Below are 11,816 nucleotides of genomic sequence, written 5' to 3'. Positions count from 1 at the left end.
CTGTTCCGACTAGAACTTTTTGGCTCAGCTCTTGCTGGCTTTTTCCTTCACGGCCGAAACGGTCTCGTCGGCACGGTGTTCGACGGTGCGCTTGTCGTCGGCGACGTCATCGTCCGCCATGCCCTTCTTGAAGCTCTTGATGCCTTTGGCCATGTCGCCCATCAGTTCCGGAATCTTGCCGCGGCCGAACACCAGCAGCACGATCACCAGCACGATCATCCAGTGCCAAATCGAAAATGAACCCATAGCAAATCTCTCTCGAATGTTTTCCCTGGCGATGATCTATGCGTTTTCGCGTTGGGATTCAAACACAACAGCGACAGAGTTTATGAAAGGCTGGCGGATGTCACGCATTTTCGGCAAGCCGGCCCGCTACCAAACGGCGCATGTAAAGGCGTAAAGCCGCTTTTGACAGACGCCCGCGGTCAATCTTCCGTGACGCGCGGCGTCAAAAGGCCGAGTTCCTCGAGATCGATATCGGTCAGCGGATCCTCGTCCTCGGTCAGCACGTCGGGGTCGGCCGGCGGCTGCGGGATCGAAAAATTCGACGGCATGCGGCCCGAAAGCAGGCCGGCCCCCTTCAGTTCCTCCATGCCGGGGAGATCACGGATTTCCTCGAGCGCGAAATGGTCGAGGAAGGTTTCGGTGGTGCCGTAGGTAACGGGACGGCCTGGCGTTTTGCGGCGGCCGCGCATGCGCACCCATTCCGTCTCGAGCAGGGTGTCCAGTGTGCCCTTCGACGTCTCGACACCGCGGATATCCTCGATCTCGGCGCGCGTCACCGGCTGATGATAGGCAATGATCGCCAGCACTTCGAGCGCCGCGCGCGACAGCTTGCGCTGCTGCACTGTGTCGCGGCTCATCAGGAAGGCGAGATCCCCAGCGGTGCGGAACGCCCAAGCGTCGCCGACCCGCACCAGATTGACGCCGCGCCGGGCGTAGACCTGCTGCAGTTCCGCCATGGCCAGGGCGATGTTGATGCCGTCGGGAAGGCGCGCTGCAAGCTGCTTTTCGCTGACGGGTTCAGCACTGGCGAAGACAATCGCCTCGGCCATCCGCACGGCCTCCGCCATATGCAGGCGCTCGGCCGGGTTCTGTGCCGGGTTCTGGACGGACGCCTGGTCGAGTTCGCCCTCTTCCGGCCCGTCATCCACCTTGAAGGGAATGACCGAAGCGTTGGCGCGTTCGCTCATGATGCCACCTCGACTGCCTTGATTGCCGGTGCGCGGCCGCGCAGATAGATCGGCGCGAACGTCTGATCCTGGCGCACATCCATCGTGCCGTCGCGCACCAGTTCCAATGTTGCCGCAAAGGAACTGGCGATCGCCGTGCGCCTTTCCTCGGGACTGGTCATGTACACGATCAGGAAACTTTCCAGCGTCGTCCAGTTGCTGACAGCCCCGACCAGGCGGGTCAGGATGTCGCGCGCATCCTTGAGCGACCAGACACCACGCCTGGCGATGGTCACATTGTTGATCGCCTGCTTCTGCCGCTGCTGGGCATAGGCGGTCAGCAAATCATAAAGCGACGCCGAATAGGCGTTGCGCTTCTCGATGATGACCATTTCCGGCATGCCGCGCGCGAACACGTCGCGGCCGAGCCGGTTGCGGTTGACCAGACGCGCCGCTGCGTCGCGCATCGCCTCCAGCCGCTTCAGCCGGAATTGCAGCACCGCCGCCAGTTCCTCGCCGCTTTCGCCCTCTTCGCCCGGCTGCTTCGGGATCAACAGCTTCGATTTGAGGAAGGCGAGCCACGCCGCCATCACCAAATAGTCGGCTGCGAGTTCGAGCCGCAGCGCCCTCGCGGTCTCGACAAAGGTCAGATACTGCTCGACCAGCGCCAGGATCGAAATTCGCGCCAGATCGACCTTCTGGGTACGGGCAAGATGCAAGAGGAGATCGAGCGGACCTTCGAAGCCGGCCACGTCGACGACCAGCGAGGGGTCGCCGGTGACGCGTGAATCGTCATTCTCGGCCCACAGGCGGTCCATCGGTGCGGCCTTCGCGGCCTTGCTTTCCAATGTTTCCGCCACAGCCCTGTCACTTCCTCTTCGTTAGGCCACCGCATCGAAATAGGTGGCAAATTCCGCGCGTATCTCGGTCTCCTCGACCGCATCGCGCTTCTTTATATAGGTCAGGGTCCGCTTTGCACGCTCCAGCGACTTGCCCTCAAGCCCCGTGGTGCGCGACGCAATGCCCGCCATCTCCTCGAAAACGCCGTTGCAGTGAAGGACCAGATCGCAGCCCGCCGCAAGGATCGAGGCCGCCTTTGTCGGGAAATCCCCAGAAAGTGCCTTCATCGAGGTATCGTCGCTCATCAACAGCCCGTCAAAACCGATGTCGCGGCGGATGATCTCGTCGATGACCTTGCCGGATGTCGTCGCCGGGTTCTTCGGGTCGATGGCGCTATAGACGACATGCGCCGTCATTGCCATCGGCAGGTCGTTAAGCTCCCGGAACGGGGCAAAGTCATGCCGCTGCAGATCGCTGAGCGAGGCGTCGACTGTTGGCAGTTCGAAATGCGTGTCGGCGAAGGCCCTGCCATGACCGGGAATATGCTTCATCACGGGCAGCACGCCGCCCGACATCAGGCCTTCGGCGGCGGCGCGGCCGAGTTCGATGACCGCGCGCGGCTCCTTGCCATAGGCGCGCGCGCCGATGACATCGCTGGCACCTTCGATCGGCACGTCGAGCACCGGCAGGCAATCCGCCGTGATGCCGTAGCGCAGCAGGTCGAAGGCATGCAGGCGCGCCATCAGCCAGGCTGCACGGGCGCCGGCGTCGTGATCGTCGCGCCACAGCGCGCCAAGCGCGCCGCCGGCCGGATAGTTCGGCGCCAGCGGCGGCCGCAGGCGCTGCACCCTGCCGCCTTCCTGGTCGATGAACACCAGCGCGTCGGGGCGTCCGATGCAATCGCGCATCTCGGCAACCAGATCGCGGATCTGCTCGGTCTCGCTGATGTTGCGGGCAAACAGGATGAAGGCCCACGGGCATTCATTGCGATAGAAATTGATTTCTTCGCGGGTGAGCGATTTCCCGGCACAGCCGAGGATCATGGATTTTGATTCGGTCATATCAGGAGTCTAGGGCTTCGCGCGGCCAAAGGGAATCGTCTGGGGTTACATGCGGTCCAACGCCTGAAATGCTTCCACATGAAAAACGCTGGGCACATGAAAAAGCCGGCGCGGCCTGGGGCCGCGCCGGCTTTGATTGGTTGAACGTCGTCTAACGCGACACGAAGCAATTGCCGCCGGCAGCCTTGTAGCTGGTGCACAGATTGATCGCATCGTTGCGCGACTGGGCTACGACGCGGACGCGGTAGAACGTGCCCTTGCCGGCGATCTCGGCCTTGACGATGTTGGCGGTGCGGCCGGCAAGCACGCTGCCGTAGCGGCGTTGCAGATCCTGGTAGGTCGACTGGGCGCTTTCCACTGTCGGCTGCGAAGCAACCTGCATCGACCATGAACCGCCACCGGTCGCAGTCGTTGCCGGATCGATGGACGCGACCTGATCGGGCTTGACCTCGCCGACGACGTCGACCGGCTGGTCGGACGGACGCTGCGGCGCGATCGCAACCTTGGCCGGCGTGTTGGCCGACTGCGCCTTGGCCTCAGCCTTGGCCGCCGGCTTGAGGGCCGGCTCGTCATCCGCCTGGGCGGCGGCGGGCGCCACGGTGCCGGTCTGGTCGGCATCGGCCGACGGCGCGACATGCTGCGGCGCCGGATCGGTCGGCTCGGCGGCCGCCACTTGCGGTGCGGCCGGCGCCGGATCCTCGCGCGGCACCAGCGAGCCGTCCGATTTGACCACCATGGTCCTCACCTTGCGCGGCGCAACGGCCACGACATCGGTATTGGTGCCCTTGTCGGCATCCTGGAGCACCTGCGCGATGCGATCCTCGGATTTGGGCGCGGGCGCCGCCGCATTGGCGGTCGGTGCGGCATTGTCAGCGGGCGCCGCACTGGCGGTCGGCGTGGCATTGCCGTCATCGGCGCCGCCGACGGCAGCACCTTGGTCGGCAGAAAGATCAACGGCACGGGCCGGATCCTTCGCCTGCACATCCACAGGGACTTCGGTGTTGGTGACAAGCTTCTGCTGCACCGGCTCGGCGGGCTTCGCGCCCTTGACCACGGCGTCGTAGACCTTGTTGTCCTGGTTCGGCACCACGGTGCCGCCCGGGTTTTCCGGCTTGACCTTGATCGGCGAATTGTCGGCCTTGACGATGACAGGGGCTTCGCTGCCGCCCTTGCCGCCGAAGGACAGGGCAAAGGCACCAAGACCGCCTGCGACCGCCACGGCACCGACGATGGCGGCGATGAACAGGCCGCGCCGGCCCGACGGCCTGGCCGCTTGCCGCTCGCCGAGACCCGGAACGGACATCGCCTCGTCCAACTCAGGATCGTAGTCGAGTTCATCGACGGTGAAATCGTCGGCCTGCGAGACCGGCTGGCTGCCGGGCAAATTGTCGAGATCGAAGCCGTCGGCGGCGTCGGCATAGCCTGTGTTCGCCGCTGTGCGCGCCGGCATTTCCGCCGGCCGCGCCGCATAGGTCCGTGCTTCCGGCTGGAAGGCCGGCTTGGGCGCTTCATATGCCGGTGCCTGATAGCCCGAAGTGAATCCGGCATTGTAGGAATCGTCGGCATAGGCAGCGCTGCTTGCGGGAGCGGCTGGAGCCGGCGCAACCTCCACCGAATTCATTTCCGTCAGAAGGCTGGCGAATTCAGCATCGAGATCGTCATAACCAGCCGTGGCCGGCTCGTCTTCCTCGAAATGCAGTTCCGGAATGTCGAGATCGTCCGCCAGCGCCACGACGCGCTCCGGCACATCGACCGTTTCGACATCGGGCATCTCTTCATAGCGCGGGGACTGTCGCGGCGGCGGCGCGGATGCAGGGGCTGCATAGGGAGCAGCCGCAACCGGCTCGGGCGCATGGTAGGGCGGCACAACTGCCACTGCTGGGGTCATTTCCGGCGCAGCAGTCCTGGCCGCCATCGAAGCGGCCGGCTGCGCGGCAAATGCCGGCTGCTGGGGAACCGGTGTCACGCGGCTCCACGAACGGGTCGGCTCCGTCGGCGCGGAGCGTTCGGCCAGCCAATCGAGGGAATCGGCCTGATCTTGCCGGGAGGCAGCCTCGTCGCGCGGATCGAGGCTCCTGGCCAGGGCCGCGTCGAACGCATCATCGTCGAAATCGACATCGAGATGATTGGCGGCATCCGAACCAGGATCCTGGCCCTGAAGTTCGTCCAGCAGCAGATTGTCGAGATCGGCATCGTGAGCGGCATTGGAGGCATGCAGATCCTCGGGCGCTTGTTCGTCGAGATCCCAGTCGAGATCGCCGACAAGATCGGCCGGTTCCTCGAGGGCTTTTGCAGGCGCGACAGCATATGGAGTAGCATACGACTGAGCGGGAGCGGCAGCCGGCTGAGCCACGGCGGGCTGAACGACGGCGGGCTGAGCCACGACAGGCTCCTTGGCCGACGGCCCCGTGCGCGCCGTCATGGCGCCCAGAAGCGCGTTCAGCTCGTCTTCGAGGCTTCGTTCGTCCGCCACGGGGGCCGGCGCCGGCTCGGCCATGATGGCTGCCGGAGTTGCCGGCACTATCGGCTGGACCGGGGCAGCCGCAACCTCGGCGACCGGCTCTTCGGCAGGCGCGGCGAACGCGTCGTCCAGGTTCAGATCGAAATCATCTTCCGAAGCGGCTTCGGAGCTCGAGAACTCTTCCCTTGTGTCCTCAGCATCGGCGACCGCATCGTCCGCTTGCGCCGCATCGCCGGCCACCGGCTCGTCCGCATGAACGTCGAAATCCATATCGACATCCGCCATGGCGGCCTCGAAGCGACCGTCGAAATCCTCGTCGGAAATCGCCTCAGCCTCGCTCGCGGCGGCCAGCACCGGCTCCGGATCGTCGACCGTGGCCGCAGCCAAAGGGCGCTGATCCGCCGAATGGCCGTCCAGCATCAGCTCGTCTTCGAGCGAAAGCGCGACCGCATCGTCGAATTCATGCTCAGGGGCCGGCTCGACAGCCACCGGCACTTCGGCAACGGCGTGCTGAGGCTCGACGGCCTCGTCCTCGATCTCGACGGCATGGTCCTCGATGTGGAAATCCTGATCGAGCGACGCGGCAAGCTCGTCATCAATCCGCAGATCGTCTTCGAAGGGCGAAACGTCTTCGAGCGAACTGGCGACGGCATTGTCGAAATCGGCGTCGAAGGCGGGTTCGACGGATGGGGCGGCTTCGGCCGCGCCGAGATCGGCATGGCTGGCGACGACCGCCTGGTCATCGGCACCGGTGAAGTCCAGATGGAAATCGTCGTCGAGCGACAGCGCAAGATCGTCGTCAGCCGCATGCACGGCCGCCGTTTCGAATGTCGGCTCATGAGCCTCGACAACTGGAGCGGCAACGCCAGCGTCGAAGTCGCCCATCAGTTCCTTTTCGAGGTCGATATCGAAATCGTCCTCTTGCACGGACTGACTGGCGGCAGCGACCTGCGGTTCGACCCGCGCCTGCTGCTTGACCGGCTGGCGTGGGTCGAATCCCATGATCCTGGTCAGTTCCGCGAACGGATCATCGTCAGCGATGTCGTTGTTGTCGGCTACTCTCAGCTGGGTTCTGTCTGCCATTATTGTTCCCGAACTCGCACTCATTCGGACGCCATGGACGTCGCGCAGGGTTGGCCCTTACCAGCGCAATGTGGGCAAAAGGTGACAGGTTTTTTAGTCAAACCTAACGCATTTCGGTGGGCGCGGCGGCCCCGATCAGCGTCAGGCCGGACGTTAGAACGTCCGAAACAGCCTGCACCAGCCCTAGTCTGGCATGCGTCAATTGTCGGTCGTTAACCTTAACAAAACGTAAGTCCGGATTATCCGTGCCCCGGTTCCAGTGTCCGTGGAAACTGGAAGCCAGATCATAGAGATAAAATGCCAGCCTATGCGGCTCCAGCGCAAGAGCTGCGGACTCGATCAGGCGCGGATATTCCGCGAGCTTGCGGATCAGGCCGATTTCGCCCTCGTCGGTCAGCGAAGCCGCCGCGGCAGCCAGGCTTTTGCGATCGAAATTCGCCTCGCCCAATTGCTCGCTTGCCTGCCGGAACACCGAATGGCAGCGCGCCGAGGCGTACTGCACATAAAACACCGGATTGTCCTTGGACTGCTCGGTCACCTTGGCGAAGTCGAAGTCGAGCGGCGCATCGCTCTTGCGGTAAAGCATCATGAAGCGGATGGCGTCGCGGCCAACCTCCTCCACCACTTCCCGAAGCGTGACAAAATCGCCGGACCGCTTCGACATGCGGACGGGCTCGCCATCGCGAAACAGCTTGACCAGATTGCACAACAGGACGGTGAGTTTGACCTCATCGCCGGCAATTGCCCTCGCCAGCGCCTCCAGCCGCTTGACGTAACCACCATGGTCGGCGCCAAGCACGTAGATCAGGTCGACGAAGCCGCGATCGACCTTGTCCTTCAGATACGCCACGTCAGCGGCGAAATAGGTGAACGCCCCGTCGGACTTGACCAGCGCCCGGTCCATGTCGTCGCCGACCGCGGTCGAGCGGAACAGCGTCTGCTCGCGATCCTCCCAGTCGTCAGGCTTCTCGCCCTTGGGCGGCGGCAGCTTGCCCTTGTAGATATGGCCCTTCAGCGTCAGGTCGTTGATCGCCGAACGGATCTTCTTGGCATTGTCTGCATGCAGCGTGCGTTCGGAGAAGAACACGTCGTGATGCACGTTGAGCAGCGCCAGATCCTCGCGGATCATCGCCATCATCGCGTCGATTGCACGGTCCTTGACGATGGCCAGCGCCTCATCGTCCGGCATCTGGAGCAGGCTGCGTCCGAACTCTTTCGCCAGCGCCTGACCGAGAGGAACCAGATAATCGCCAGGATAAAGGCCGGTCGGAATCTCGCCGATCTCGTCGCCTAGCGCCTCCCGATACCGCAGTATGACCGAGCGGCCGAGCACGTCGATCTGACCGCCGGCATCGTTGATGACATATTCCTTGGTCACGTCGTAGCCGGCAAACGCCATCAGATTGGCGAGCGCATCACCGACAACCGCACCCCGGCAATGGCCGACATGCATCGGGCCGGTCGGGTTGGCCGAGACATATTCGACATTGGTTTTCCGGCCGGCGCCGACCTTCGAGCGGCCGTAATTGCGGCCCTCGCCCAGCAGCGCCGACAGATGCGCCTGCCAGAAGCCGTCCTTGAGCCGGAGATTGACGAAGCCAGGGCCGGCGACCTCGGCGGCGGCGACATCCTTGTCGTCGCGCAGCGCCAGCGCCAGCTTCTCGGCCAGCGCACGCGGATTCTGGCCGGTGGGCTTGGCCAGCACCATCGCCGCATTGGTCGCGAGGTCGCCATGGCTGGCGTCGCGCGGCGGTTCGACGGCAATGCGCGACAGGTCCGGCGAAACGCCGTCCTTGTCTTTCAGATCGAGCGCTTCGACAGCCTTTGTGACTCGCGCGGTGAAATCGGCGAAGATGTTCATGGGTATTGCTCTGGCGGCTTTATTGCGAATCCGGCTCGTTGGCCGGCAAAATCGCGCCCGCCCTAGCTCAAATCCGGGGTGCGGTCAAACAAACGCCTGTGTTCCTTGAGCGCGTAGGTGTCGGTCATCCCTGCCAGGAAATCGGCCACACTGCGCGCCTTGATGCGATCGTCGGCCCGGTCCAGCCCCTCGCGCCAGCCATCCGGCATGGCGCGCGGATCGGCGAAATAGACGTCGAACAGGTCCCTGACGATCTGCTCGGCGCCGGCGCGCACCCGCATCACCTCCTCGTGCCGGTAGAGGTGCTTGTAGAGAAACGCCTTCAATTCCTTCTCCGCTGCGCCCATCTCGGCGGAAAAGGTCACCATCGTCTCCCCCGCCGCCCTCACCGCGTCGGCGCTCTGCGGCCCGACACGCTCCAGATTGGCGGTCGCGCAGACGATGACATCCTCGACCATGGCGGTGATCTGCCGCCGCATCAGTTCATGGCCGGTGCGCACGTCATCGAGCCCGGGATAGCGTTGGCGCACACCGTCCAGGATCTTCCCCGGCAGCGAAACCGCCTCCAGCATGTCGAGCGTCAGCAGCCCTGACCGCAGCCCGTCGTCAATGTCATGCGTGTTGTAGGCGATGTCGTCGGCGATCGCGGCACACTGCGCCTCGATGCCGGCGAACCGGTCGAGTTCGAGATCCTGCAGCTCCGAATAATCGCGGATCGCCTGCGGCACCGGCCCTTTCAGGCCCTTGCCGCTGGCGTCGGTCAGCGGGCCATTGTGCTTGACCAGGCCTTCCAGCGTCTCCCAGGTCAGGTTCAGTCCGTCGAATTCGGCGTAGCGCGCCTCCAACCGCGTCACGATGCGCAGTGACTGCGCGTTGTGATCGAAACCGCCCCAGGCCGCCATCTTGTCGTTCAGCGCGTCCTCGCCGGTGTGGCCGAAGGGCGTGTGGCCGAAATCATGCACCAGCGCCACCGCTTCGGCGAGATCCTCGTCGCCGCGCAGCGCCCGCGCCAGCGCACGCGCGATCTGCGCCACCTCGATCGAATGGGTCAGCCTCGTGCGATAATGGTCGCCTTCATGCGCGATGAAGACCTGCGTCTTGTGCTTGAGCCGCCGGAACGCCGTCGAGTGGATGATGCGGTCGCGATCGCGCTGGAACGGCGTGCGAGTCGGGCTCTCGACCTCGTCGAATAGCCGGCCGCGCGAGCGCGCCGGATCCGTGGCATAGGCCGCGCGCGGCCGATAGCCGAATCCGATGTCGCCCAACTCATTGGTCATGGCTGATGCTGCCGCAGTTGACTTGATCTAGTTGACTTGGCCCCTCGCGCTTCATACCTATCATGTGAAACCGAAAGCAAGGTGACGCCCATGGGCGCTGATGCCAAGACCGCCATGAAAGTGGACATGACCGAAGCCGCCGCCAGGCGGATCGCCAAGATTGTCTCTGGCGAGGCCGGCAAGACGGCGCTGCGCGTGTCCGTCGAAGGCGGCGGCTGCTCCGGCTTTTCTTACAAGTTCGACCTGGTCGACTCGCGCAACGACGACGACGTCGCCATCGAGAAGGATGGCGCCACGGTGCTGATCGACGATTTGTCGCTAGTCTATATGGGCGGCTCGGTGATCGATTTCGTCGACGATCTGATGGGCCAGTCCTTCCAGATCCGCAACCCGAATGCGGTCGCCTCCTGCGGCTGCGGCACCAGTTTCTCCATCTAGCGGCATGCCTGCCATCGGCGCGGTCCGTCAGGTCGCGCTGTCGGCCGGACGCGATCTCGATTCGACGCTGGCCTTCTGGCGTGACGTGCTCGGCATGGGTGTTCACGCCCGCTACGATCCTCCCGGTATCGCCTTCATCATGGCCGGCGGTGTGCGCCTGCTGTTCACCGACGGCATACCGGCCGGCACGGTCTATCTTGACATAACAGGCCTCGAAGCCTTCCACGCCGAGGCGAAAGCCGCTGGCGTCCCCTTCACCGCGCCGCCGACGCTCGTGCATCGCGACACCGAAGGCCGATTCGGCCCGGCGGGGGAAAGCGAGTGGATGGCCTTCCTAAAGGACCCGGCAGGCAATACGATCGGCCTCGTCGAACGCCACCCGCCGCAGGAAGAATAAGACCGTCATGAAAATCGTCACCTGGAACATCAACGGCGTGCGCGCCCGCATCGGTAACCTCACCCATTGGCTGACCGAGAGCGCGCCCGACATCGTCTGCCTGCAGGAGATCAAGACGGTCGACGAGCAGTTCCCGCGCGCCGAGATCGAGGCGCTTGGCTACAATGTCGAAACCCATGGCCAGAAGGGCTTTAATGGCGTCGCTCTGCTGTCGAAGCTGCGCTTCGACGAAGTCAATCGCAGCCTGCCGGGCGACGACACCGACGAGCAGGCGCGTTTCATTGAAGGCGTGTTCTCGACCGACAAGGGCGCACTTCGCGTCGCCTCGCTCTATCTGCCGAACGGCAACCCGATCGATGACGACAAGAAATTCCCCTACAAACTGTCCTGGATGGCGCGGCTGGAGCGCTGGGCCGAAGAGCGGCTGAGGCTGGAAGAGGCGCTGGTGCTGGCCGGCGACTACAACGTCATTCCCGAGCCGATCGACGCGCGCTTTCCGGAGAACTGGCTGGGCGATGCGCTGTTCCAGCCGCAGACGCGGCAGGCCTTCCGGCGACTGCTCAATCTCGGCTTCACCGAAGCGGTGCGTGCGGTCACCGATGCGCCCGACACCTACACCTTCTGGGACTATCAGGCCGGCGCCTGGCAGAAGAACAACGGCATCCGCATCGACCATCTGCTGCTGTCGCCGGAAGCCGCCAACCGGTTCTCTTCGGCCTCGATCGAAAAGCATGTGCGCGCCTGGGAAAAGCCATCCGATCACGTGCCGGTGGCGATCGACCTCGCGCTGCAGCCGGCCTGACGGAAAGGCCCCTGCGGCCCGCGGCCGGGCATGCCGATGCTGGACCTCATATCGCCACATTCAGGCGCATGATGGGAGATCATCATGGCGGCCGGGGTTCCCATGACCATTCGATTTGTTGTTTGTCCGATTGGCGTGGCATTTGCCACGGCCGCCATGTTGCCGGCCTTCGCCGCCCCGGAATGTCTTGCCAATGGAAAATCCTATCCGGTCGGCCAGGTCGCCTGCCTGACGGTTGCCGACCAGAGCCATCTGGCGCGCTGCGAGATAGTGCTCAACAACACATCCTGGACGAAGGTCGGCGACAGCTGCCCCGAAAACACGATGGCGCCGCATCTGCACGTCACCCCGATCTCGACGCCCGCGCCAAGCATGGTGCCGACAGAGCCGACCGAGAACTGATTTTGCCCATTAGCCGATCTCC

At 64.0% G+C, this 11,816-nt stretch carries 11 protein-coding genes; 4 read left to right on the top strand and 7 right to left on the bottom strand.

Features of this window, described 5'->3' with window-relative positions; translation table 11 throughout:
- Nucleotides 1-24: 24 nt before the first annotated feature.
- The 7 genes from AC04SF_RS11625 to AC04SF_RS11595 form a co-directional block, all read right to left on the bottom strand.
- A complete protein-coding gene (locus AC04SF_RS11625) occupies nt 25-246 on the bottom strand; it encodes a twin-arginine translocase TatA/TatE family subunit (RefSeq protein WP_010909892.1) in 222 nt (73 codons plus the stop codon).
- A gap of 179 nt (nt 247-425) precedes the next feature.
- Nucleotides 426-1,193, bottom strand: coding sequence for an SMC-Scp complex subunit ScpB (gene scpB, locus AC04SF_RS11620; RefSeq protein WP_096446766.1), 768 nt, complete (start codon nt 1,191-1,193; stop codon nt 426-428).
- Nucleotides 1,190-1,990, bottom strand: coding sequence for a segregation and condensation protein A (locus AC04SF_RS11615; protein WP_488477990.1), 801 nt, complete (start codon nt 1,988-1,990; stop codon nt 1,190-1,192). Before AC04SF_RS11615 ends, scpB begins: the two co-directional genes overlap by 4 nt.
- A gap of 63 nt (nt 1,991-2,053) precedes the next feature.
- Nucleotides 2,054-3,073 (bottom strand): beta-N-acetylhexosaminidase, encoded by a 1,020-nt coding sequence (gene nagZ / locus AC04SF_RS11610; RefSeq protein WP_488477894.1) that lies wholly within the window; start codon nt 3,071-3,073, stop codon nt 2,054-2,056.
- A gap of 151 nt (nt 3,074-3,224) precedes the next feature.
- Nucleotides 3,225-6,617 carry an SPOR domain-containing protein gene (locus tag AC04SF_RS11605; RefSeq protein ID WP_488477893.1) on the bottom strand — a complete coding sequence of 1,131 codons (3,393 nt, stop codon included), beginning with the start codon at nt 6,615-6,617 and terminating at the stop codon, nt 3,225-3,227.
- 103 nt (nt 6,618-6,720) lie between these two features.
- Complete coding sequence (gene argS / locus AC04SF_RS11600) at nt 6,721-8,478, bottom strand: arginine--tRNA ligase (RefSeq protein WP_488477892.1); 1,758 nt, start codon at nt 8,476-8,478, stop codon at nt 6,721-6,723.
- A gap of 62 nt (nt 8,479-8,540) precedes the next feature.
- Nucleotides 8,541-9,755 carry a deoxyguanosinetriphosphate triphosphohydrolase gene (locus tag AC04SF_RS11595; protein ID WP_488477891.1) on the bottom strand — a complete coding sequence of 405 codons (1,215 nt, stop codon included), beginning with the start codon at nt 9,753-9,755 and terminating at the stop codon, nt 8,541-8,543.
- Between the two features lie 90 nt (nt 9,756-9,845).
- On the opposite strand from AC04SF_RS11595, the gene erpA reads away from it, so the two are divergent.
- The 4 genes from erpA (at nt 9,846) to AC04SF_RS11575 (ending at nt 11,794) form a co-directional block, all read left to right on the top strand.
- Nucleotides 9,846-10,193 carry an iron-sulfur cluster insertion protein ErpA gene (gene erpA, locus AC04SF_RS11590; RefSeq protein ID WP_488477890.1) on the top strand — a complete coding sequence of 116 codons (348 nt, stop codon included), beginning with the start codon at nt 9,846-9,848 and terminating at the stop codon, nt 10,191-10,193.
- Between the two features lie 4 nt (nt 10,194-10,197).
- On the top strand, nt 10,198-10,590 hold the full coding sequence (locus tag AC04SF_RS11585) for a VOC family protein (RefSeq protein WP_488477889.1): 393 nt from the start codon (nt 10,198-10,200) through the stop codon (nt 10,588-10,590).
- A gap of 7 nt (nt 10,591-10,597) precedes the next feature.
- Nucleotides 10,598-11,392, top strand: a complete 795-nt coding sequence (gene xth / locus AC04SF_RS11580) for an exodeoxyribonuclease III (protein WP_488477888.1) — start codon at nt 10,598-10,600, stop codon at nt 11,390-11,392.
- An 84-nt stretch (nt 11,393-11,476) separates the two neighbouring features.
- Nucleotides 11,477-11,794, top strand: coding sequence for a hypothetical protein (locus tag AC04SF_RS11575; RefSeq protein ID WP_488477887.1), 318 nt, complete (start codon nt 11,477-11,479; stop codon nt 11,792-11,794).
- The last annotated feature ends 22 nt before the right edge of the window (nt 11,795-11,816 follow it).

The organism is Mesorhizobium sp. CNPSo 4671, from assembly GCF_057784245.1.
This window is presented reverse-complemented; position numbering and strand designations above follow the sequence as displayed.

What these genes read in the sequence shown, in the direction of transcription:
- AC04SF_RS11625 (WP_010909892.1), bottom strand. Translation starts at nt 246, where the DNA reads ATGGGTTCATTTTCGATTTGGCACTGGATGATCGTGCTGGTGATCGTG.
- scpB (WP_096446766.1), bottom strand. Translation starts at nt 1,193, where the DNA reads ATGAGCGAACGCGCCAACGCTTCGGTCATTCCCTTCAAGGTGGATGAC.
- AC04SF_RS11615 (WP_488477990.1), bottom strand. Translation starts at nt 1,990, where the DNA reads ATGGACCGCCTGTGGGCCGAGAATGACGATTCACGCGTCACCGGCGAC.
- nagZ (WP_488477894.1), bottom strand. Translation starts at nt 3,073, where the DNA reads ATGACCGAATCAAAATCCATGATCCTCGGCTGTGCCGGGAAATCGCTC.
- AC04SF_RS11605 (WP_488477893.1), bottom strand. Translation starts at nt 6,617, where the DNA reads ATGGCAGACAGAACCCAGCTGAGAGTAGCCGACAACAACGACATCGCT.
- argS (WP_488477892.1), bottom strand. Translation starts at nt 8,478, where the DNA reads ATGAACATCTTCGCCGATTTCACCGCGCGAGTCACAAAGGCTGTCGAA.
- AC04SF_RS11595 (WP_488477891.1), bottom strand. Translation starts at nt 9,755, where the DNA reads ATGACCAATGAGTTGGGCGACATCGGATTCGGCTATCGGCCGCGCGCG.
- erpA (WP_488477890.1), top strand. Translation starts at nt 9,846, where the DNA reads ATGGGCGCTGATGCCAAGACCGCCATGAAAGTGGACATGACCGAAGCC.
- AC04SF_RS11585 (WP_488477889.1), top strand. Translation starts at nt 10,198, where the DNA reads ATGCCTGCCATCGGCGCGGTCCGTCAGGTCGCGCTGTCGGCCGGACGC.
- xth (WP_488477888.1), top strand. Translation starts at nt 10,598, where the DNA reads ATGAAAATCGTCACCTGGAACATCAACGGCGTGCGCGCCCGCATCGGT.
- AC04SF_RS11575 (WP_488477887.1), top strand. Translation starts at nt 11,477, where the DNA reads ATGGCGGCCGGGGTTCCCATGACCATTCGATTTGTTGTTTGTCCGATT.